General features: G+C 61.8%; 18 protein-coding genes. 6 read left to right on the top strand and 12 right to left on the bottom strand.

The window, feature by feature from the left end; translation table 11 throughout:
* Positions 1–253 precede the first annotated feature (253 nt).
* A complete protein-coding gene (gene trxA / locus GNP00_RS15830; protein ID WP_011582892.1) occupies positions 254–577 on the top strand; it encodes a thioredoxin in 324 nt (107 codons plus the stop codon).
* A 79-nt stretch (positions 578–656) separates the two neighbouring features.
* Here the strand turns inward: trxA and GNP00_RS15825 are convergent, their stop codons facing one another.
* From GNP00_RS15825 to gshB, 3 genes are all read right to left on the bottom strand, one after another.
* Positions 657–2189 carry a YifB family Mg chelatase-like AAA ATPase gene (locus tag GNP00_RS15825; RefSeq protein ID WP_011582893.1) on the bottom strand — a complete coding sequence of 511 codons (1533 nt, stop codon included), beginning with the start codon at positions 2187–2189 and terminating at the stop codon, positions 657–659.
* A gap of 133 nt (positions 2190–2322) precedes the next feature.
* Positions 2323–3423 carry a lipid II:glycine glycyltransferase FemX gene (locus GNP00_RS15820; protein WP_011582894.1) on the bottom strand — a complete coding sequence of 367 codons (1101 nt, stop codon included), beginning with the start codon at positions 3421–3423 and terminating at the stop codon, positions 2323–2325.
* Between the two features lie 124 nt (positions 3424–3547).
* On the bottom strand, positions 3548–4498 hold the full coding sequence (gshB, locus tag GNP00_RS15815) for a glutathione synthase (protein WP_011582895.1): 951 nt from the start codon (positions 4496–4498) through the stop codon (positions 3548–3550).
* Positions 4499–4678: 180 nt separating this feature from the next.
* Between gshB and GNP00_RS15810 the strand changes: the two genes are divergently transcribed.
* The 5 genes from GNP00_RS15810 to GNP00_RS15790 all read left to right on the top strand — a co-directional run bounded on the left by GNP00_RS15810 (position 4679) and on the right by GNP00_RS15790 (position 11247).
* A complete protein-coding gene (locus tag GNP00_RS15810; protein WP_011582896.1) occupies positions 4679–6007 on the top strand; it encodes a putative bifunctional diguanylate cyclase/phosphodiesterase in 1329 nt (442 codons plus the stop codon).
* A gap of 206 nt (positions 6008–6213) precedes the next feature.
* Complete coding sequence (locus GNP00_RS15805; RefSeq protein ID WP_011582897.1) at positions 6214–6981, top strand: SDR family NAD(P)-dependent oxidoreductase; 768 nt, start codon at positions 6214–6216, stop codon at positions 6979–6981.
* Positions 6978–7856: an SMP-30/gluconolactonase/LRE family protein gene (locus GNP00_RS15800; RefSeq protein WP_011582898.1), complete on the top strand. Its 879-nt coding sequence runs from the start codon at positions 6978–6980 to the stop codon at positions 7854–7856. The genes GNP00_RS15805 and GNP00_RS15800 overlap by 4 nt, the downstream gene beginning before the upstream one ends.
* A gap of 341 nt (positions 7857–8197) precedes the next feature.
* Entirely contained in the window at positions 8198–9625 is a 1428-nt protein-coding gene (locus GNP00_RS15795) for an aldehyde dehydrogenase family protein (protein WP_011582899.1), read from the top strand.
* On the top strand, positions 9622–11247 hold the full coding sequence (locus GNP00_RS15790; protein WP_011582900.1) for a thiamine pyrophosphate-dependent enzyme: 1626 nt from the start codon (positions 9622–9624) through the stop codon (positions 11245–11247). Before GNP00_RS15795 ends, GNP00_RS15790 begins: the two co-directional genes overlap by 4 nt.
* Before the next feature lie 46 nt (positions 11248–11293).
* Here GNP00_RS15790 and GNP00_RS15785 read toward each other — a convergent pair whose 3' ends face one another.
* The 9 genes from GNP00_RS15785 to GNP00_RS15745 all read right to left on the bottom strand — a co-directional run bounded on the left by GNP00_RS15785 (position 11294) and on the right by GNP00_RS15745 (position 20144).
* Positions 11294–11914 (bottom strand): 2,3-bisphosphoglycerate-dependent phosphoglycerate mutase, encoded by a 621-nt coding sequence (locus GNP00_RS15785; RefSeq protein WP_011582901.1) that lies wholly within the window; start codon positions 11912–11914, stop codon positions 11294–11296.
* 9 nt (positions 11915–11923) lie between these two features.
* Complete coding sequence (dapB, locus tag GNP00_RS15780) at positions 11924–12757, bottom strand: 4-hydroxy-tetrahydrodipicolinate reductase (RefSeq protein WP_011582902.1); 834 nt, start codon at positions 12755–12757, stop codon at positions 11924–11926.
* Positions 12754–14670 (bottom strand): ABC transporter ATP-binding protein, encoded by a 1917-nt coding sequence (locus GNP00_RS15775; protein WP_085953123.1) that lies wholly within the window; start codon positions 14668–14670, stop codon positions 12754–12756. Before GNP00_RS15775 ends, dapB begins: the two co-directional genes overlap by 4 nt.
* Before the next feature lie 70 nt (positions 14671–14740).
* Positions 14741–15769, bottom strand: coding sequence for a glucokinase (locus GNP00_RS15770; protein WP_011582904.1), 1029 nt, complete (start codon positions 15767–15769; stop codon positions 14741–14743).
* A gap of 4 nt (positions 15770–15773) precedes the next feature.
* On the bottom strand, positions 15774–16187 hold the full coding sequence (locus GNP00_RS15765) for a methylglyoxal synthase (protein ID WP_011582905.1): 414 nt from the start codon (positions 16185–16187) through the stop codon (positions 15774–15776).
* Between the two features lie 93 nt (positions 16188–16280).
* Complete coding sequence (gene mepA, locus GNP00_RS15760; RefSeq protein WP_011582906.1) at positions 16281–17318, bottom strand: penicillin-insensitive murein endopeptidase; 1038 nt, start codon at positions 17316–17318, stop codon at positions 16281–16283.
* A 110-nt stretch (positions 17319–17428) separates the two neighbouring features.
* On the bottom strand, positions 17429–18304 hold the full coding sequence (locus tag GNP00_RS15755) for an SDR family oxidoreductase (protein WP_011582907.1): 876 nt from the start codon (positions 18302–18304) through the stop codon (positions 17429–17431).
* The gene (gene queG, locus GNP00_RS15750) at positions 18304–19455 is read right to left on the bottom strand and encodes a tRNA epoxyqueuosine(34) reductase QueG (protein WP_011582908.1); all 1152 of its coding nucleotides are present in this window, start codon (positions 19453–19455) and stop codon (positions 18304–18306) included. The genes GNP00_RS15755 and queG overlap by 1 nt, the downstream gene beginning before the upstream one ends.
* Positions 19455–20144 (bottom strand): glutathione S-transferase family protein, encoded by a 690-nt coding sequence (locus GNP00_RS15745; protein ID WP_011582909.1) that lies wholly within the window; start codon positions 20142–20144, stop codon positions 19455–19457. Before GNP00_RS15745 ends, queG begins: the two co-directional genes overlap by 1 nt.
* Positions 20145–20187 lie beyond the last annotated feature (43 nt).

The following is a 20187-nucleotide window of genomic DNA, read 5'->3' as shown; positions in this document are numbered from 1 at the left end:
CATTCCGCTCCGGGGTGGCGCGTTGAGGGCGGATCTGGAACGTACAAAGTTCCTTATCCTTGGGCCTCGCGAATACTCCGTCCGCCCCCCAATGCCGGAGTCGCAGCCGAGAAATTAGAGCACTTGAACTCCATCAACGAGCCAAGGTTTCGCCGCGCTTGCCCGACTCACCGGAGCGTGACAAAAGTGCTTCTTGAACTTATTTCCGCGGGGCCCCACATCACGGGCAAGTTTTCAAGATAAGGAGAGCCTGATGGCCACGGTGAAAGTCGATAGCGGCAATTTTCAATCCGATGTTCTGCAGGCCTGCGAGCCCGTGGTGGTGGATTTCTGGGCAGAATGGTGCGGCCCCTGCAAGATGATCGCGCCTGCCCTGGAAGAGATTTCATCGGAAATGCAAGGCAAGGTGAAAGTCGCCAAGCTCAATATCGACGAGAACCCCGAACTTGCCGCACGGTATGGCGTGCGCTCGATCCCCACGCTCATGCTGTTCAAGAATGGCGAAGTGGCGGATATGAAGGTTGGAGCAGCCCCGAAGACGGCTTTGTCGGCTTGGATCGGCGGTTCCATCGCATAACACGCGATTCCCTTTGGAATTCAAGAAGCCCGGCCTATGCCGGGCTTTTTTCTTTTCGGATCGCTCGCGCCCGCACCTTTCATGCTGCCTGGGCAAGCCTCTCACTCGAGATTCGGTAGGATATCGCCTCCGCGAGATGGATTCGGCCCACGTTTTCCTGCCCCTCCAGATCGGCGAGTGTGCGAGCGACCTTGAGCACGCGATGATAGGCGCGGGCGGACAGCGCCATCTTCTCGCTTGCGTCCTGAAGCAGCGAAAGCCCGCCCTGATCGGGCATGGCTACCTGCTCGATGAGCGCGGCCGAGCAGCGCGCATTGGTGGTGGAAGATGGCAGCCCTAGCGCAGCGTAGCGCTCCGCCTGAATGGCGCGCGCCCGCCCCACGCGCTCAGCCACCAGGGCGCTCCCCTCCGCCTTGCCAGGGCGGATCAAATCGCTCGCCGATACGGCGGGGACATCGATCCGCAGGTCTATGCGATCGAGCAGCGGGCCGGAGATGCGCGCTTGGTAATCGGCCTGGCAGCGCGGTCCGCGCGCGCAGCGGTGCCCCGGTTCGCCCGCCATGCCGCAGCGGCACGGGTTCATCGCCGCGACAAGCTGGATTTGCGCCGGGTAGCTCACCCTGTGATTGGCGCGAGCGATCACGCATTCACCGGTTTCAAGGGGCTGGCGCAGGGAATCGAGCACCTGCGGCGTGAATTCCGGCAGCTCGTCGAGGAAAAGCACACCGTAATGGGCAAGAGAGAGCTCGCCGGGCCGTGCCCTGAGCCCTCCGCCCACCATCGCCGCCATGGAGGCAGAGTGATGCGGCGCCCGAAAGGGCCGCCGGTCCGAGAGCCGGCCGTCGGCAAGCTCGCCGGCGATCGAGGCTATCATGGAAACCTCCAGAAGCTCGCGGGGCAGGAGCGGCGGCAGAATGGAAGGAAGGCGCTGCGCGAGCATGGACTTTCCCGCTCCCGGCGGGCCAACCATGAGCAGATTGTGGCCTCCTGCCGCCGCCACCTCGAGCGCCCGCTTGGCGCTCTCCTGCCCCTTGATATCGGCAAGGTCCGGCAGGGTGCCGGCCGGCGGACCAAACCCCGGTTTCGGCCGGCTCATCACCTGCGTGCCCCGGAAATGGTTGGCCAGAGCGATAAGACTGCGCGGGGCCAGGATATCCAGCTCTGCGCTCGCCCAGGCGGCTTCCGGCCCGCAATCATAAGGGCAGATGAGGCCCTTGCCCGAAGCATTTGCCCCAATTGCCGCCGGCAGCACCCCGGCCACTCGGGCCACCGTGCCGTCCAGCGCCAACTCGCCAAGCACCACATAATCTGAAAGCGCATCCCCAGGGATCGCTCCGAGCGCGGCCATCAAGCCGAGCGCGATCGGCAGGTCGTAATGACTGCCCTCCTTAGGCAGGTCCGCCGGCGCCAGATTGACCGTGACGCGCTTGGGCGGCATCGAAAGACCGGAAGCATGAAGTGCAGCCTGCACACGCTCCCGGCTCTCCGCCACAGCCTTGTCACCCAAACCGACAATCTGGATGCCCATCTTGCCAGGCGCGACCATCACCTGCACGTCTACAGGAACAGCCTCTATCCCCTCGAACGCGATCGTGCGCACACGCGAAACCATTGAAAACGCCCCCCGCTCGCGGCCCACCCCTGGCCAACGCGGCAATGAAAGCATAAGCTGCAGATCAGATCAAGAACATCCAGCGAACAAAAATTCCGGTGAAGCTTAGGATGAGATAGCAGCCTTCAGGCCATCAATCGGCGGCCTCGGGCAAGCGTCCATATTTGGCGCCATATCGCATCATACGTCTCAGATGGCGTGCACCAAAAACCGCGTCTGCCGCGAGCCGGGCGGTGGCGTTAGCGCAGAAGTCATATTCCCCTTCCATGACGACGATTTTGCCGCTCTTGCCTGCCATTCCCTTCTTGAAAAGGCGCAGGCCCGGCTCGTGCGCGGCGCCGCCCAGATCATACCACCTTGCGCCCTCGGCGCGCAGCCAACCCATGATCCACCACTGCAAAGCATAGCCGGCCTTGAGCGGCAGGGCTGCCGAAGAGGTCGCGCCGAACATGTAATATGCGGTGTCACCGAACCGGCCGACGGTCGCTCCCGCCACGAGTTCGCCCTGATAAAAAGCCATGGCCACTTTCGGCTTCAGCTTGGCCGGCAAGCGGGCAATCAGGTCGCTCGTCATATGGACGGGCGTTGCGCTGTCGAAACCTTTGCGCAAAACCATTTCGTTATAGAGCTTTTCGAAAGCTGCAGCCTCGCTCTCCGTTTGGGAAAGGCGAATCTCAAGCCCGTTCGCGAGTGCCTGGCGCAGGCTGCGCCGCCAATGATGGGTGAAGCTCTTCATCTGCTCCTGCTCGGAAAGCGAGAGGTCGACGAAATAGCGCTCGGCGTCCAGCATTCGGCGGCGGCGGACGAAACCCATTTCCCGCAATAGGGTATATTCCTCGTCCTGATGGACCGGGCTCGGCCGGGGCAGGACCGTAAGGCAGTGTCCGCGCGAAACAGCGTATTCCTTCACCAGGGCATCCATCACCGTGCGGTAGATCGTCGGATCTGCCTTGCACTCCTGCGCACGCCAGAACGGGCCGAAGCGGACGAAAGCCAACCCACGGCCGAGAACCGGCAGCTTGAAGATCGTCGCCCGCGCACCCGCAACCGGCACACCCGCCCGGCGCAGAAGGAGATGGCTGTCACGCCCCTTCCAATGTTTCGTGGCATAGCAGGCGGTCTGCTCGTGATGAGCATCGGTGAACCCGCTGATGATCTCGTCCCACTGGGCATCCGGCACGTCGTCGACCTCGACGGTATAGCCGGCGTGTGCCTCCTTCGCGCGGATCGTCATGCAATCTACCCACCCTTGTTAACCACGCGAACCGCTTCACGGCAGCCCAGGCTATCTCACACGGCCGGTTTATGAATGCATAACGGACGGGGTTACCGCGGCTGAGCGGAGAAGGTCCGCCGTCCTACGAAATCGCGCCGCGCCGCGCCTCCACCGCATCCCAGAAAAGAGCAGCGATGTCGGCGCCGCCAAATCGTTTCACCTCCCGCACCCCCGTCGGTGAAGTGACATTGATCTCCGTGAGGAGACCGCCGATCACGTCGATCCCCACCAGAACAAAGCCGCGCTCGCGCAGCGCTGGCCCGATGCGGGCGCAGATTTCGCGCTCGCGCTCGGTGATTTCCGTCGGTTCCGCGCGTCCGCCCACATGCATGTTGGAGCGCGAATCATGTTCCGAGGGTATGCGATTGATGGCCCCCACCGGTTCGCCTTCGATCAGGATGATGCGCTTGTCACCGCCGCGCACCTCCTTCAGGTAGCGTTGCACGATGAAGGGCTCGCGGAACATCTGGGTGAACAGCTCGAGCAGAGAGGCGAGATTGCGGTCTGCCTGCGCCAGGTGGAATATGCCCGCGCCGCCATTGCCGTAGAGCGGCTTGACGATGATGTCGCCATGTTCCCTCCGGAACGCGTCGACCTCGATCGGATCGCGGGTGATCAGCGTGTCCGGCATCAAATCCGGAAACTCCGTCACGAAAATCTTTTCCGGGCTGTTGCGAACCCAGACCGGATCATTGACCACCAATGTCTTGGGGTGGACGCGCTCGAGTATATGCGTGGTGGTGATGTAATTCATGTCGAAGGGCGGATCCTGGCGCAGCAGCACGACATCCATTTCGGACAGCGCAATGCGTTCGGGCGCGCCTAGGGAAAAGTGATTGCCGATCTCGTCCCGTACATTCAGCGCCTCCACCGTCGCGAACGCTTCGCTGCCGCGCTGAAACAGGCGGTCGGGCGTGTAATGCCACAGCTTGTGACCACGGCGTTCGGCCTCCAACGCAAGCGCAAATGTAGTATCGCCTGCGATTGAGATGGTCGAGACATGGTCCATTTGAATGGCGACGCGAAGCGGCATAAAAGGACTCCGGCAGGTTGCGGCAGCGATTCGCGGCAGATGACGCCGCCATCGTCCAACTGTCAAGCGCCTGCGGAAGCCGTGTCAGGCAGCGGAAACAATGGTGGCGGGGGGATCGCATACGTTTCTTAAAGAATTCTGCGGGAACCTGCGCCAGGGCGCAAAATGGCGGAATAAAGGATGCGGTCTCAACTGATTGAGGGCCAGGACGCCAGAGGCGTCAGAGAGGTCGTTGGCTCAATCGAGCCTCTCACAGGTTTGGGCAGTTATCAAAGCTTCTTGAAAGAGGTGACCCGTCTCATTGCCAATCGCGGGGACGCTCCGGTTCCCTTTGCGGTTATCGTTCTCGATCTGGACGGGTTCATGCCCATCAGGGACCTGTTCGGCAATACCGTCGGTGACGATATCCTTCGGCAAGCCGCGATGCGCTTGCGTGCCGCGATTGGCGACTCTTCGATCATCGCCCGCGTCGGCATGGATGATTTCGCCGTGCTTCAGCCCATGATCTCCAGCGAAGAAGCCATGGCCGAGCGCGCCAGAATGCTGATAGAGGTTCTATGCCCACCCTATGAGGTGGGCGAGCGCACCGTGCAGCTTTCCGCATCAGCCGGCTGCTCGCTTTTCTCTTCGAAAGAAGAGACGGCTGAACTGCTGCTCGGCAAGGCAGAAACTTCGCTTTACCACGCCAAGCGCTCGGGGCGGCGCTCCGTACTGGTCTACACGCGAGAAATGGACGAGGCAGCCAAGCGCCGAATCCGTATCGAGCAGGCACTCAGGCAAGCGGTCGCCGAAGGAGAGGTGGAGCCGCACTTCCAGCCTATCGTCGACCTCCCCTCCCGTCGGGTCGTCGGTTTCGAGGCCCTCGCGCGCTGGACGGATAGCGAGCTTGGGCTGGTGCCGCCCTGCGTGTTCATTCCAATAGCCGAGGAGATCGGAATAATCGGCCAGCTCACGGTCCTTCTCCTGCGCAAAGCAGCGGAGACTGCCCGCGATTGGCCGCAGCATCTCTTCCTTTCCTTCAATCTTACGCCTTCCCAACTGATGGATCGCAATACCGGTCCGCAAATCCTTTCCACCTTGGAAAAGACCGGTTTCGATCCAAAGCGGCTGGAAATCGAGATCACGGAGACGGGTCTCCTGGGGGATCCGGCTTCGGCGGCCAGGACGATCGAACATCTCCGGAGCATGGGAATCCGCGTGTCACTCGATGACTTCGGCACCGGGCAATCCAGCCTCGGCCGGCTGCGCGATTTCCGTTTCGACAAATTGAAAATAGATCGCGCCTTCGTCGCCTCCCTTCTGGAGGACCGCCCCAGCGAACACATCATCCGGGCCATACTGGCCATGTGCGATGGGCTGGGTATCGATGTGATCGCGGAAGGCATCGAAGAGGAAGCTCAGGCTGAAAAGCTCGTTTCCTTCGGCTGCAAGGGCGGACAAGGCTTTCTCTTCGGCACGCCCAGCGATGCCACGGCGACCCTGGGGCACCTTCAAGCCGGCTGTCTTTAGTCTTAGCGGGCCGCCGGAGGCTTGCCGCTAGCGTCGGGCGAGGGTCAACCTCATTCCTGGATGAGTGCGCCGGGCTCTTTCATGGCTCCAAATTCGGCTTTCTGCCGAAAGAAGATCGTACGAAGAAACGATGCGCCCGCATCGGGGTTATTACTTGGCCACCTGCGGGTGTAACGCTAAGCTCGTACGAGACGGGGAGGGAAGAGATGACATGGACAGGACAATTTCCCGACCTTGAAGGTGCTTCCGTGTTGATCACCGGGGGCGGGTCGGGGATAGGCGCTGCTCTGACGGAGGGCTTCCTTCGGCAGGGCGCCAGAGTTGCCTTTATCGACGTTGCCGAAGATGAGAGTCGGGGCCTTTGCGATAGGCTGCAAGCAGAACTTCACCGCGCGCCGCTGTTTCTCCATGCCGATCTGAGGGACATTTCCGCCCTGCGCAAGGCAGCGGCCGAAGCCGCCGAGGCGAACGGCCCGGTGACCGTCCTTGTCAACAATGCAGCCAAGGACGACCGTCATACTATAGAGGAGGTGACGCCGGATTTTTGGGACAACAACCAGGCGATCAATCTGCGGCCGCAGTTTTTTGCCGTTCAGGCTGTTGTGCCGGGCATGAAGGCGGCCGGGCGCGGCTCGATTATCAATTTCACGTCCATTTCCTACATGATCAACAATGGGGAGATGCCATCCTACACGGCCGCAAAAGGCGGTATTGTGGGGCTCACCAAGGGCCTGGCCGGCGCATTGGGCGCATTCGGCATCCGGGTGAATGCACTTGCCCCCGGCTGGGTGCTGACCCAACGCCAGAAAGAATTGTGGGTCACCGACGAAAGTCTGGAGGAATTCGTCGCCCGGCAATGCCTCAAGAGAGCGCTTGAAGCGGAAGATCTCGTGGGGCCCTGCCTTTTCCTCGCATCTGATGCTTCGCGTGCGATCACCGCACAGGTGCTGATCGTCGACGGAGGATATCTATGAGCAAGGTCGCGGTTTCGGTCCTGTCCGATATCGCCTGTCTTTTGGGAGAAGGGCCGGCTTATGATGCACGAACGGACAGCCTGTTCTGGTTCGATATCATTCAACGCAAGCTCCTGGAAAAGCGGCTTTCCGGCACAGAGACTATCGTCCACGATCTGCCCGTCATGGCGAGCGCGCTGGCGGATGTCGACGAGCAGGGCCAGCTTCTGGTTACGGAAAATGGCCTCCAGCTCAGGAACCGCGCCACGGGCCGGCTAGAAATGCTCGTGGAGGTCGATGCCGACAGGCCGGACATGCGCTCCAACGATGCGCGCACACACCCTGCCGGTGCTCTCTGGTTCGGCATGATGGGCAAGAAGGCGCAGGATCAGGCGGGCGCCATTTACTGGTTCTTCAAGGGCGAAGTTCGACGGCTGTTCTCACACATCACCATCCCCAATTCCATCTGCTTCTCCCCCGACGGAACGATCGGTTATTTCGCCGATACGCGTGAGAACCGGCTCTTTCGGGTGACGTGTGATCCCGAAACCGGGTTGCCCGTGGATGATCCAGTGCTCACGATAGAAGGCGAAAAGATGCCGGGCAACATGGACGGCTCCGTTGTGGACGCCAGCGGGACAATCTGGAATGCGCGCTGGGGTGGCGGCAGGATCGACGCTTGGAGCCCGAGCGGCGAACTCATCCGCAGCATTCCGATGCCGGCGCGGCAGATATCCTGCCCCGCTTTCATCGGCCGTGATGCCGGCAAGCTCGTCGCGACCTCGGCCTATGAAGGAATGGATGAGGAAGCGCGCAAAGCGGACCCGCAAGCTGGAAAGCTCTTCCTGCTCGATCTCGAAGTAGAGGGCCAGCTTAATCCGCCCGTGCTGCTCTAGCAGCCTGTCATTGCACAACACATTGACCGACGAAATCAATTATGTAACATGTTAAATATTTAGAGATTTAAGCCGCCGGAATGCGGCTTGGGGGGCTGTGCACCACATGAATTGCACCCTGGATCTGGTGACGCGCCTGTACGGATCATTCAGCGCGGAGCGCGGCATTAGCAAAAACAACCCCGGCAAGCTGATCTTTATGGAAGAGAGATGACTTCAACGCGCGAAATTCGGTTTGAGGCGCGCGCGTCGATTTCATCCCTCCCCGCCCCGCTGGCAACCTGCGGTTCATCGCCTCTCGCTCCTCGCGAACAAAGCGGACCCGTTCAAGGGAGAAACAGATGTCCTATGCATTGACGATCAACGGCAAGGCCGTTCAGACGTCGACGACATTCGATGTAATCAACCCGGCCACCGGCGAGGTGGCCGCCGCCTGCCCGGAAGGCACGGTAGCCGAACTGAACGCCGCAGTCGCTGCGGCCAAGAGCGCCTTTCCCGCCTGGTCCTCGCGTCCGGATAGCAACCGCCGGGAGGCGCTCGGCAAGATAGCCGACCTGATCGAGGCGCATCGGGAGGAATTGGCCGCATTGATCACCGCCGAGCAGGGCAAGCCCCAGGTCGGTCCGGGCGCTCCCTTCGAGGTTAGCGGTTGTGTCGCCTGGACGCGCGTCACCCAGGCTCTCGATTTCGAGCCTCAGATCCTAATCGACAACGATCACGAGCGCGTGGAATTGATCCGCGAGCCTGTCGGAGTGGTAGCCTCTATCACCCCCTGGAACTGGCCGCTGATGATCGCGATCTGGCATATTATGCCAGCGCTGCGGGTGGGATGCACCGTAGTCATCAAACCCTCGCCATACACGCCTCTTTCGACGCTTCGGCTGGTCGAGCTGATCAATGAGGCCGGCATTCTTCCCGCTGGCGTGCTGAACGCCGTGACGGGCGATAAGGAGGTGGGCGACCGGATTTCCGAGCATCCCGACATCGACAAGATCGCCTTTACCGGATCGACCGCCACCGGCCGCAGGATAATGGAACGCGCCGGACCAACGCTCAAAAGACTGACCTTGGAGTTGGGTGGCAATGATGCAGGCATAATCCTTCCCGGCACCGATATGTCGCCGCGCATGGAAGACCTGTTCTGGGGCTCGTTTATAAATGCCGGCCAGACCTGCTCGTGCCTGAAGCGACTCTATGTGCATGAGAGCGACTATGAAAGCGTCTGCGCGGCGCTGTCCGGCTTCGTTGGCGGAATAAAGGTCGGCAACGGGGCCGAACCCGACACCTTGATTGGCCCGCTCTCCAACAAGATGCAGTTCGACAAGATTGTGGCCATGGTCGAGGACGCACGCGCCAAAGGAGCCCGCATTCTCGCCGGTGGCGAGAAGCCGAGTGGCAGGGGATACAACTACCCGCTTACCATCATCGCGGATGCGACCATGGATATGCGAGTCGTCGCGGAAGAGCAGTTCGGGCCGGTTCTGCCGGTGATCCGCTACCGGGACGTGGAAGAAGCTGTAGCCGAGGCGAATTCGCTGGAACTCGGGCTCGGCGCGTCCGTATGGGGCGATGACCCCGAGGAGGCGGCAAAAGTCGCCCGCAAACTGATTGCCGGAACACGCTGGGTCAATCGGCACGGCGTGCTCAACCCCACTGTCCCGATGGGCGGCGTGAAGCAGTCCGGGATCGGTGTGGAATTCGGGATTGAGGGACTGCAGGAGTTTACGACCGTGCAGGTCCTGAGCATCGCAAAGCGGGTCGCCGGATGACGCGCCTCACGACAGGCGAGATCATCGCCAAATCGCTCATCGCCAACGGCGTGGACACTTTGTTCGGGATTTCCGGCGCGCATATGTACGACTTCAACGATGCTGTTGCGCGCGAGGCGGGAGCGATCCGGTTCATTCATACGCGTCACGAACAGGGTGCCGGCTATATGGCGTATGGCTATGCCAAATCGTCAGGCAAAGTCGGCGCCTACACCGTTGTGCCCGGTCCCGGCCTTCTGAATTCCGGCGCGGCGCTTTGCACGGCTTATGGCGCTAACGCGCCCGTATTGTGCATCACCGGGAATATCATGTCCCACCTTATCGGACAGGGGCGGGGCCAGCTCCATGAATTACCTGACCATCTGGGCACCTTGAAAGGCCTTACCAAGTGGGCGGAGCGGATCAATCATCCGACACAGGCAGCCGCGGTTATGCACGAGGCCTTCCGGCAGATGCTGTCCGGCCGGCCAAGACCGGTTGGCATCGAAACCCCCTGGGATGTTTTCGGGATGGCCGCCGAAGTGGAAGAGCCTACGGCGGTTCAAAAAGATCCCGCGCCGACCCCGGATCCTGAAGCGGTCGGGGCGGCCGCCGCGCTCATCCGTGCGGCAAAGAACCCGCTCATCATGCTGGGCTCGGGTGCTATCGGTGCGGAGCAGGAGGTGGCCGCGCTTGCCCGGCTTCTGCAAGCGCCGGTAACGGCTCACCGCTCGGGCAAAGGCGTTCTTCCCGAGGACGACCCGCTTTTCCTGCTGCCGCCAGCCGCCTGGCGCTATTGGCAGGATTGCGACCTCCTGATCGGCATCGGGTCACGTCTGGAACTCCAGTATTTCCGTTGGCGGTGGATGCCGAAGGGGCTGAAGGTCCTGCGCATCGACATCGACCCGACCGAGATGGTTCGCCTGAAGCCGGATGTGGGCCTCGTCACCTCGTCTGCTGCCGGGCTCCAAGCGCTGCTTGACGAGTTGGGAAGCAAGGAACAGCGTTCTTCGAGGGAGGCGGAACTGTCGCGATTGCGCAGCGATGCCGCCGAAGCCCTCAAATCCGTCCAGCCGCAGGAGGAATATCTTCGCGTCATTCGCGAAGTGCTGCCGCGCGACGGCTTCTTTGTGGAAGAGGTTTCCCAGGTCGGCTTCACAGCCCGCATGTGCTTCCCCGTCTACGGGCCGCGCCAGTATGTAACCTGCGGGTATCAGGACAATCTCGGCTTCGGCTTCAACACGGCGCTCGGCGTGAAAGTTGCCAATCCCGACAAAGCGGTCGTGTCGATCTCAGGCGATGGCGGGTTCATGTTCGGGGTCCAGGAACTTGCAACTGCCCGCCAGTTCGGAATTGCCGTGGTGGCGATCGTTTTCGACAACTCGGCTTACGGCAATGTCCGTCGGGATCAGCAAAATAGCTATGGAAACAGATTGCTGGGAGCAGATCTGGACAATCCCGATTTCGTCGCTCTCGGGAAATCCTTTGGTGTTGCATCCTTCCGCGTCGGCAGTCCCGATGAACTTCGGGAGAAGCTGCCGGGTGCGCTCGCGTGCGGGGAACCGGTCGTAATCGAGGTGCCGGTGCCACGTGGCTCGGAGGCATCGCCCTGGCCCTTCGTGCATCCGGCTCCGCTGAACTAGATGGGTCCGTTTGAGACCCCGTGCACCGCAGACGGGCTGCGGCGCATCAGCCCTCCAGGATCTCCTTCGACGCCACGGTAGAATCGGGGTTGAGCCGGTAGACGATCGGAACGCCTGTGGCGATCTCCATCTTGACGATCTCCTCGCCGGAAAGCCCGTCCAGAACCATCGCCAGCGAGCGTAGCGAATTGCCGTGAGCGCTCACCAGCACTGTCTTGCCCCGCAGCACCTGCGGGAGGATTTCCCGCAAATAGTAGGGCCAGACGCGGGCACCCGTGTCGCGCAGGCTCTCGCCGCCGGGAGGCGGAATATCATAAGAGCGGCGCCAGATATGCACCTGCTCCTCGCCCCATTTCTTTCGCGCGTCGTCCTTGTTGAGGCCAGAGAGATCGCCGTAATCCCGCTCGTTGAGCGCCACGTCCTCGATCGTCTCCAGAGCGGGCAATCCGAGGACCTCCAGAATATGCGTATTGGTGACTTTGGCGCGCGAAAGCACCGAGGTGAAGGCGATGTCCGGTCTAAGCCCCCTGTCCTTGATCTTGCGTCCCGCCGATGTGGCTTCTTCATGGCCAAGCTCGGATAGGCCGGGATCGCGCCAGCCGGTGAACAGGTTCTTCAGGTTCCATTCGCTCTGGCCGTGGCGAACAAGGATCAGCGTTCCGGACATGGTTCTTCCCTATCTGGCTTGGTCGGAATTTTCGGTGAAGCCCAGTACATCGAGCATGGAGTGGAGGCCCGGCTTCCTGCCGCGCGCCCAGAGCGCGGCCTTGACGGCGCCGCGCGCGAAGATGGTGCGATCTTCGGCAAGATGCGAAAGGACGATGCGTTCACCGATGCCGGCGAGGATGACCGAATGCTCCCCCACGACGGAGCCACCGCGAAGCGTGGCGAACCCGATGGTGCCGGCTTCGCGCGGGCCGGTATGGCCGTCGCGCACGCGAACGCTCTTGTCCGCCAGTTCGATGGCGCGCCCTTCCGCCGCCGCCTCGCCCAGCAGCAGCGCTGTTCCTGAAGGCGCATCCACCTTATGGCGATGATGCATCTCAAGAATCTCGATGTCGAAATCGGCCGCATCCAGCGCCCTGGCCGCCTGCTTCACCAGAACGGAAAGCAGGTTGACCCCGAGGCTCATATTGCCTGATTTCACAATCGTGGCATGCCGGGCGGCCGCGGCGATCGCTGCCTCGTCTTCGCCGGAAAGCCCCGTCGTGCCGATCACATGGACGATGCGGGCCTGAGCGGCGTACCCCGCGAATTCCACCGTTGCTTTCGGTGTGGTGAAATCCAGCACCCCATCGGCCTTGGCGAAGACCGATAGCGGCTCGTCGCAGATCTCCACATTGATGATGCCGATGCCGGCGAGTTCGCCTGCGTCTCGGCCAAGATGGGGCGAGCCGGAACGCTCGATGGCGCCGACGACCCGAACGCCCTCCATGGCATGAACGGTGCGTATGAGCGTCTGGCCCATTCGCCCGCCAGCGCCAACGATTACGAGTCCCATATCATTCATCGGCGACCACCCCTTATCTGCTCCATGGTGGCATCGTTGGTATCCACTTCCCCACCTTCCAGGAGGTTCTCCGCCCGTTCCGTCTGCATGCGATAGAAGCGGGCATATATGCCATGCGGCCTCGCCACAAGTTCCCGGTGAGTGCCTTCCTCAACGAGTTGGCCTTCCTCCAGCACCACGATGTGATCCGCATTCACGACCGTCGAAAGACGATGCGCGATGACGAGCGTGGTGCGCTTGGCCATGACGCGTTCAAGCGCCTGCTGGACTTTCGCTTCCGATTCATTGTCGAGCGCGGAGGTCGCCTCGTCGAGCAGCAGGATGGGCGCGTTGCGAACTATCGCGCGGGCAATGGAAAGGCGCTGGCGCTGACCGCCGGAGAGAGTCACGCCATTCTCGCCCACGAGAGTATGGTAACCTTGCGGTTGCTGGACAATGAAATCCTCGGCATTGGCAAGCCGCGCCGCCTCTTCCACTTCTTTGTCGCTGGCATCGGGCCGCCCATAGCGGATATTGTCGCTAATAGTGCCCTCGAACAGATAGGGATGCTGCGAAACATAGGCGATCTTAGAGCGCAGGGAGTGCTTCGTGACCTGCGAAATGTCCTGCCCGTCGATGGTGATCTGCCCTGCGTCGAGATCGTAGAAGCGCTGCAGAAGCGCGAAGAGCGTCGATTTGCCGGCGCCTGAAGGACCAACGATGGCCGTCGTCCTGCCGGCCATCGCCTCGAAGCTCACGCCGTGAAGCACAGGCATATGATCCAGATAGGAAAAGCGGACATCCGTAAAACGGACATTCCCCGCAGTCACCTGCAAGGGTTTCGCGTTCGCCACATCTCCCTGCTGCGGCTCGATGTCCAGAATTTCGTAAATCATCTTGGCGTTGATCAGCGCCCGCTCGAGGGTGACCTGCGTGCGGGCGAGCTTGCGCGCAGGATCGTAGGCAAGCAGCAGCGCCGTTATGAATGCGAAGATATCACCCGGTGGTATCCCGTAGTGCTGAGCACGCCAGCCGGCAAGGCCTATGACGGCGGCGATTGCGATCCCGGCCAGGATTTCGGTGACAGGCCCCAGCCGTTCCGAGACGCTGGCAATCTTGTTGGAGCGCTCTTCGGCTCTCAAGATAACGCCCGATATCTTCTCCGTCAGGACATTCTCCATCGTGAAGGCCTTGATGATGGAGATGCCCTGGACGGATTCCTGCATGGCGCCGAGCAGCCGCGAATTGATTTCCACCGCCTCGCGATTGATCCGCCGCAAGCGGCGCGCTAGGTAGTTCACGGCATAGATCAGCGGCGGCCCGATCAGGAGCGCGATCAGCGAAAGGGCGGGATTGGTACTCACCATCACGGCAACGAGCGCGATCAGCGTTACGATGTCGCGAGTGGTGGCAACCAGCGTGACATTGAGCAGGTCGCGTATGCCGGTGACGTTCTGCGCAATCTGGGCGGCAAGCTGGCCTGAACGCGTTCCCGTGAAGAACCCGATATCGAGCCGCATGAGATGCTCGAACAAACGCCGCTGGTATCGCGCGACAACATTGTTGCCTACTTTCGCAAGCAGGACGCCCTGGCCGTAGCTCGCGAAGCCCCGGATGGCGAAGATGAGGACCACCTCAATGCAAATCCGGATGACCTTCTCCCACTGGTGGCCGTAGAACACGTCGTCGACGAGGGGCTTCATCAGATAGGCCATGTAGCCGGTGGTCGCGGCAATGGCCAACATGCAAAGCGCAGCCATACGATAGTGCGGGAGGAAATCGCGGGCGTTCTCCGCTATCACACGGCGGATGACCGAAACCATTTCTCCGGACGCGAAGCTGCCCAGCAACCTGCCGAAGAAAGATGCGGGTTTGCGCTGCAGTCTGCCCAAGAATGACTTTCCTATGCTGCCGCCGGCTCTGCACACCGGCATTGCTCGCAGCAGCCTATGCCCGATCAAAGGCACATATGCAATCGCAGCAGGGCAAAAGGCGCCGCTGCCCTCAGCGCAAGCGCCAGCGCCGGCCCGCCGTTTCGACGCCGAAGCGCGCTGGCGTTCGGGCATAGGCCGCAAGCCCGTGCAGCGCGGCCAGCGGATGGGTGATGACATAAACCGGCATGGACGCCATCAGTTCATTGTGCGGCGCCTTGTCTTCAAAGGCGGCGCGGAACAGGCTGTTCTTCAGCGCCGGCACGATCTTCTGGGCGATGCCTCCTGTCAGGAACACTCCGCCCCGGCTCATGAACACAAGACCGAGATCACCCGCGACCCTGCCGAGATAGGTCACGAAGAGGTTCAGGGTCTCAACCGCGATCTCATCGGCCTGCGCCAGCCCGGCCGTCGTAATCTCAGCGGGCGAGGAGAAAGCAGCCTCCTTGGCATCCGCCTTTGCGATCGCACGGTAGAGGTTGACGAGACCGCGCCCGCAAAGCACCTGTTCGCCGGAAACCCTCCCCTCGATCCGCTCCAGATGCGGGAAGATCTGCTCGTCGCGCGCTGTCCTTGGTCCAAGATCCATATGGCCGCCCTCGCCCGGAACGGGGATCCAGGTTCGGCGCGCGTGCACCAGGCCAGCCACGCCGAGGCCGGTCCCCGGCCCCAGGACGACGCGGCTCCCGACGGTTTCGGCGACGTTGCCGCCAATCTTTTCCAGATGCTCTTCCCCAAGCGCCACGACAGCCAGCGCCTGCGCCTCGAAATCGTTGAGTACGACGATATCGCTGAAACCCAGATGGGCCATCATCTCGCGCGGCCGGACCACCCAATTTGAATTGGTGAGATCGATTTCGTCTCCGTTCACGGGTCCCGCAACCGCCAGGACGGCGGAGCGCGGAATGAGATGCGTCTGGTCAAGGATCGCCGTCTGGATGGCGTCCTCTATCGTTGCGAAATCGGCCGTCTGTACGACGGGAAATTCCCGCGGCTCGGCATAGGAGTCCACGACAATGGCGAAGCGCGCATTGGTGCCGCCGATGTCACCGATCAAAATCGGGAAATCGAGCACCACGTCATGGTCGGTGGAATACGCCATCGGGCTAGGAGCCTCCTTGCTCAACTATCGGCTCCGGGCCTGCCGCCTCTTCCAAGGCAAGAATATTTTCGGCCGTGGCCCGGTTCAACGCCATTGGAATGTCGTAAACGATTGCAAGCCGCATAAGTGCCTTTACATCCACGTCATGCGGCATCGGCGTCAGCGGATCAACAAAGAAGATGAGAAGATCGATAGCCCGCTCGGCGATCAGGGCGCCGATCTGCTGATCTCCGCCCAGAGGCCCGCTCTTCAGGCGTCTTATCTGGAGATCCGGGCAAGCCTCGGCGATCCGCCCGCCCGTTGTTCCGGTAGCGACCAGGTCGCATTTTGCGAACCATGCCTGGTGATCGTGTGCAAACGCAACCAGATCGTCCTTCTTTTGATCATGCGCGATCAGCGCTACCTGCCTGCGTGCCATCGATCTTTCAAAGGCTTCAGCTCCTAAATCGATTGAAGCTCTATAGGTGAGCGGAGCGATGCTGAAAAGGCGGTTCCATGCGACCGATGCAAATTAGCGATAAGGCCTCGGCGTAGGACGCGGTATATCGGCCGGCTGCAGCGAATGCAGAAGCGAGGCGGGATCTGCCGCTGGTTGCAACGGCTTTGGCGCCGCAGCCGCGTAGGAAGGCGCATCCGCCGCATCCACCAGCGTCACCGCCGCTTCCGATGGAGGAGACGGCGCAGCCAGAACCACGCGGCAAGCCGCCGGCAGCGCCGACATTGTCATCACATCGCGGGCCTTCGGCTCCTGGGGGCCGGTGGCCGGCCTCCAGGGCTCTTCGGTGAACCACCAGGCGAGTGACTTGTCGCAGCCCTCGCTCTGCGGCACCGCGGCTTGGCTCTTGCAGCCGACAGATCCCTTGGGGCAGCCAATGCGGACATGGAAGTGATAATCGTGGCCCCAGAAAGGGCGGATTTTCCTGAGCCAACTCCGGTCGCCTTGCACGGTATCGCACAGCTTCTTTTTGATGCCGGGATGGACAAGAATGCGTTCCACCTGCGGATAGCTCGCCGCCCGACGCAGCAGATTGGCGTGCGCCGCCGTCCAACGGTTTTCGTCGACATAGAGCGAATCTTTCCTGATCATCGAAATGGCGCTGACCTTCTCGCGCTCCTCGATGCTCAGGCGGCGGTTCGGCATGGGCGTGAACCAGATATCCGCATCCAGCCCGATTTGGTGCGAGGCATGCCCCGTCAGCATCGGCCCGCCGCGGGGCTGCGAAATATCGCCGACCAGAAGGCCAGGCCAGCCATCCGCCGCCGCATCGCGCGAAAAGCGTTCGAGCAGGTGGATCAGATCGGGATGCCCCCAGCGCCGATTGCGCGATAGCCGCATGGCCTGCCAATGGTTGCCGTCGGGGGCAATCGCGATTCCCCCGGCAAAGCAGCCCTTGGAATAGAAGCCATAGGATGCAGGCGCGGTGGCCGCCGGCAGCTTCTGCGCTCCGAACAGATCCTTGGCCAGCGGCTCGGCTTTGGCCGTAACGGCCCATGAAAGACCGAGCAACAGGCCCGCCCCCATCAATCGCATCAAGGAAAATTGCCGCATCTTGCCTCCTTGCGAGCCTCTTTCGAGCAACGAAGGTCCAAACGAATCATAGCATATTTGCGGCAGCTTAGGGCGCCGCGTGTGCTAAAGGCCGCACACAACACGGTGCTCTAGCCTCTCCAAAGACCGGTTTTCCAAAGGGCGGAGAGTCCTTCCCGGTAATTTGGGTAACGCAACGAATAGCCAAGCCCCTTCAGCTTAGCATTCGAAACCCGCTTGCATTCCGAATAGAAGGACCGAGCCATGGGGCTCAGTTTCGCCTCTTCGAACGGGATTTCCGGCGCGGGCTCGACCCCGGTCAAATGCGCGGCAAACGCCACCACGTCCTGTGGCGGTGAAGGCTCGTCATCGCTCACATTGAAGGTGCCGTGGGCCTTCGCATTCAGCAAGTGGCGCGCGGCGCCGGCTATATCGTCGACGTGAATGCGGTTGAAGACCTGCCCCGGTTTGACGATGCGCCGGGCCGCCCCCTCCACAAGATTCACGATCGCGTTACGGCCCGGACCATAAATGCCGGAAAGGCGAAGAATCGCGACGGGAACTCCAATCTCATCGCCGAAACGGGACCACGCCTTCTCGGTTTCGAGCCGCCGGTGCGAGCGGGCGGAAATGGGCTGGCATTCGCTTTCCTCGGTTACCTCTGCGCAATTGTGGTCGCCATAGACGCCGACGGTGGAGAGATAGCAGATCCATTGCAGATTGGGCATCGCACCACGGCCGCGCCTAATCAGCTCTGCCAACACCGCGTCGCCATTTTCGCCGGGCGCTATGGAAAGGATCAGGTGCGTCGTCTCGCGCAGCGTACCGGTCAGTTCCGGGGTGAAACCGCCTTCCGCGTAGATAAGCGGCTTGATTCCCATCCGCGCAAGCGCCTCCGCCTTCTCGGCGCTGCGGGTCGTCCCCGCGATTGAATCCGCCTTATGGGCAAGCACACGCGCAATCGCCCGGCCGCTATAGCCCGCGCCGAAAATGAAGACCCGGCGCATCAGGCAGGCACCTCCACGGCGGCATAGTCCCATTCGGCCTGAACCTGCGGATGGGGTTCAAGCGGCCGCATGCGCCGCCGCAACGCGTCGAACTTTCCTGATGCCATCAGCCGCGACAGCGCCCATATGGCTGCGCCCCGGACCAGCGGCGATCCATCGCCGAGAAGCCGCTCGCAGGCCGGAATGAGCTTTTCCTCGGCGGAATTGCCCGCCGCGATCAGGACGTTGCGGATAAAGCGGTCGCGGCCGATTCGTTTGATGGGCGATCCGGAAAAAAAGGCCCGGAAGCTCGGATCGTCAAATTCGAGAAAATCGGCCAAAGCCGGCGCCTTCAGATCTTCGCGGGCCTTAAGCTTAGACTCGGAGGCCGCCTTCGCGAACTTGTTCCAGGGGCAGACCGCGAGACAATCGTCGCAACCATAGATGCGATTGCCCATCTTTTCGCGAAACTCGCGCGGGATCGGGCCTTTATGCTCGATGGTGAGGTAGGAAATGCAGCGGCGCGCGTCGAGCTGATAGGGCGCCGGAAAAGCATCGGTGGGACAGATATCGAGACAGGCGCGGCAGGAGCCGCAATGGTCAATCTCAGGCAAATCGGGCGCGATTTCGGCCGTGGTGAAGATCGAGCCGAGAAAGAGCCACGAGCCGAGCTGCCGGCTCACCAGATTTGTGTGCTTGCCTTGCCAGCCGAGCCCTGCTGCGGCAGCGAGCGGCTTTTCCATAACGGGAGCGGTGTCGACGAAGACCTTCACATCCGCGCCAGCCTTGCCGGCAAGCTTGCCTGCGATCTGCTTCAGCCGCCCCTTGATCACCTCGTGATAATCGCGATTTCGGGCATAGACGGAAATGGCAGCTCGGTCCTTCCGCTTCAGGATCGGAAGCGGATCTCCTTCCGGCCCGTAATTCATGCCGAGCATGATGATCGAGCGGACCTCAGGCCAGAGCGTGCGGGGGCGGGCACGGCGCATGGCGGTCTCCGCCATCCAGTCCATCGTGCCGTGGCGGCCCTCGCTCAGAAATTCGGCCAGCCGCGCCGGGGCGGCTGGCGCCGCTTCGGGCGTGGTAAAGGCGACCACGTCGAAGCCCGCCGCGTGCGCCTCACGCTCGATATAAGCGCGCAGCCGTTCCGGCTCGGCACGCGCGACACGCATCAGAAATCCAGGTCCGTGTAATGGGAGGCCGGCGACAGGCCCCGCATGCGGTCGTTGAGGAGAGGGCGGAAGGAAGGCCGTGATTTCATGCGGCTGTACCAGTCGCGCGCCGCCTCGAACTCCCGCCACTCGATCTCGCCCAGATAGTCGAGAACCGAAAGGGCAGCGGCCGCGGCCACATCGGCATAGGAAAGGCGCGGTCCTGCCAGCCAGTCACGTGTCGCGGCAAGCCAATTGGTGTATTTTAGGTGCTGGCGAACATTGGCCCGCGCTGCCCGAATGGCCGTGGAATCGGGCGAGCCGCCGCCCTCCCCGCCCATGAAGGGCTTGAGCGCCCGCTCGCGCACGAGATGCTTGGTGACCTCGTTGTCCATCTTGGTGAGGTACCAGTCCACGAGCCTTCGGATCTCCGCGCGCGCCATGGAGTCCTCCGCCATCAGGCGCCGCTGGCGCTGCAAGGCGCCTCGCGTCTCGTCGACATATTCGGCGATGACCGTCGCGCCGACAATGGCGTGATCGCCCTCGGCGAGAAGCACAGGGATCGTGCCTGCCGGATTGAGCGAGAGAAACTCCTTGCGCCTTGCCCAGGGGCGCTCCTCGATTAGGGCCAAATCCTCACCATATTCGCCGAAGGCCAGGCGAACGAAGCGGCAGGAGGCATAAAGCGGATGGTGGAACAGCGTCAGCATTGTCGCACTACTTGGCTCTGGCCATTTGCTGGCCGCAACGGTA

The sequence above is a fragment of the Chelativorans multitrophicus genome (genome assembly GCF_011317445.1).
Lineage (GTDB): Bacteria > Pseudomonadota > Alphaproteobacteria > Rhizobiales > Rhizobiaceae > Chelativorans > Chelativorans multitrophicus.
The sequence above is the reverse complement of the archived record's forward strand: the minus strand, read 5'-3'. Positions and strand labels throughout refer to the sequence as shown.

Excerpts from the sequence above, each read along its gene's own strand:
- trxA (WP_011582892.1), top strand. The coding sequence starts at position 254 with ATGGCCACGGTGAAAGTCGATAGCGGCAATTTTCAATCCGATGTTCTG.
- GNP00_RS15825 (WP_011582893.1), bottom strand. The coding sequence starts at position 2,189 with ATGGTTTCGCGTGTGCGCACGATCGCGTTCGAGGGGATAGAGGCTGTT.
- GNP00_RS15820 (WP_011582894.1), bottom strand. The coding sequence starts at position 3,423 with ATGACGATCCGCGCGAAGGAGGCACACGCCGGCTATACCGTCGAGGTC.
- gshB (WP_011582895.1), bottom strand. The coding sequence starts at position 4,498 with ATGCCGCTTCGCGTCGCCATTCAAATGGACCATGTCTCGACCATCTCA.
- GNP00_RS15810 (WP_011582896.1), top strand. The coding sequence starts at position 4,679 with ATGCGGTCTCAACTGATTGAGGGCCAGGACGCCAGAGGCGTCAGAGAG.
- GNP00_RS15805 (WP_011582897.1), top strand. The coding sequence starts at position 6,214 with ATGACATGGACAGGACAATTTCCCGACCTTGAAGGTGCTTCCGTGTTG.
- GNP00_RS15800 (WP_011582898.1), top strand. The coding sequence starts at position 6,978 with ATGAGCAAGGTCGCGGTTTCGGTCCTGTCCGATATCGCCTGTCTTTTG.
- GNP00_RS15795 (WP_011582899.1), top strand. The coding sequence starts at position 8,198 with ATGTCCTATGCATTGACGATCAACGGCAAGGCCGTTCAGACGTCGACG.
- GNP00_RS15790 (WP_011582900.1), top strand. The coding sequence starts at position 9,622 with ATGACGCGCCTCACGACAGGCGAGATCATCGCCAAATCGCTCATCGCC.
- GNP00_RS15785 (WP_011582901.1), bottom strand. The coding sequence starts at position 11,914 with ATGTCCGGAACGCTGATCCTTGTTCGCCACGGCCAGAGCGAATGGAAC.
- dapB (WP_011582902.1), bottom strand. The coding sequence starts at position 12,757 with ATGAATGATATGGGACTCGTAATCGTTGGCGCTGGCGGGCGAATGGGC.
- GNP00_RS15775 (WP_085953123.1), bottom strand. The coding sequence starts at position 14,670 with ATGCCGGTGTGCAGAGCCGGCGGCAGCATAGGAAAGTCATTCTTGGGC.
- GNP00_RS15770 (WP_011582904.1), bottom strand. The coding sequence starts at position 15,769 with ATGGCGTATTCCACCGACCATGACGTGGTGCTCGATTTCCCGATTTTG.
- GNP00_RS15765 (WP_011582905.1), bottom strand. The coding sequence starts at position 16,187 with ATGGCACGCAGGCAGGTAGCGCTGATCGCGCATGATCAAAAGAAGGAC.
- mepA (WP_011582906.1), bottom strand. The coding sequence starts at position 17,318 with ATGCGGCAATTTTCCTTGATGCGATTGATGGGGGCGGGCCTGTTGCTC.
- GNP00_RS15755 (WP_011582907.1), bottom strand. The coding sequence starts at position 18,304 with ATGCGCCGGGTCTTCATTTTCGGCGCGGGCTATAGCGGCCGGGCGATT.
- queG (WP_011582908.1), bottom strand. The coding sequence starts at position 19,455 with ATGCGTGTCGCGCGTGCCGAGCCGGAACGGCTGCGCGCTTATATCGAG.
- GNP00_RS15745 (WP_011582909.1), bottom strand. The coding sequence starts at position 20,144 with ATGCTGACGCTGTTCCACCATCCGCTTTATGCCTCCTGCCGCTTCGTT.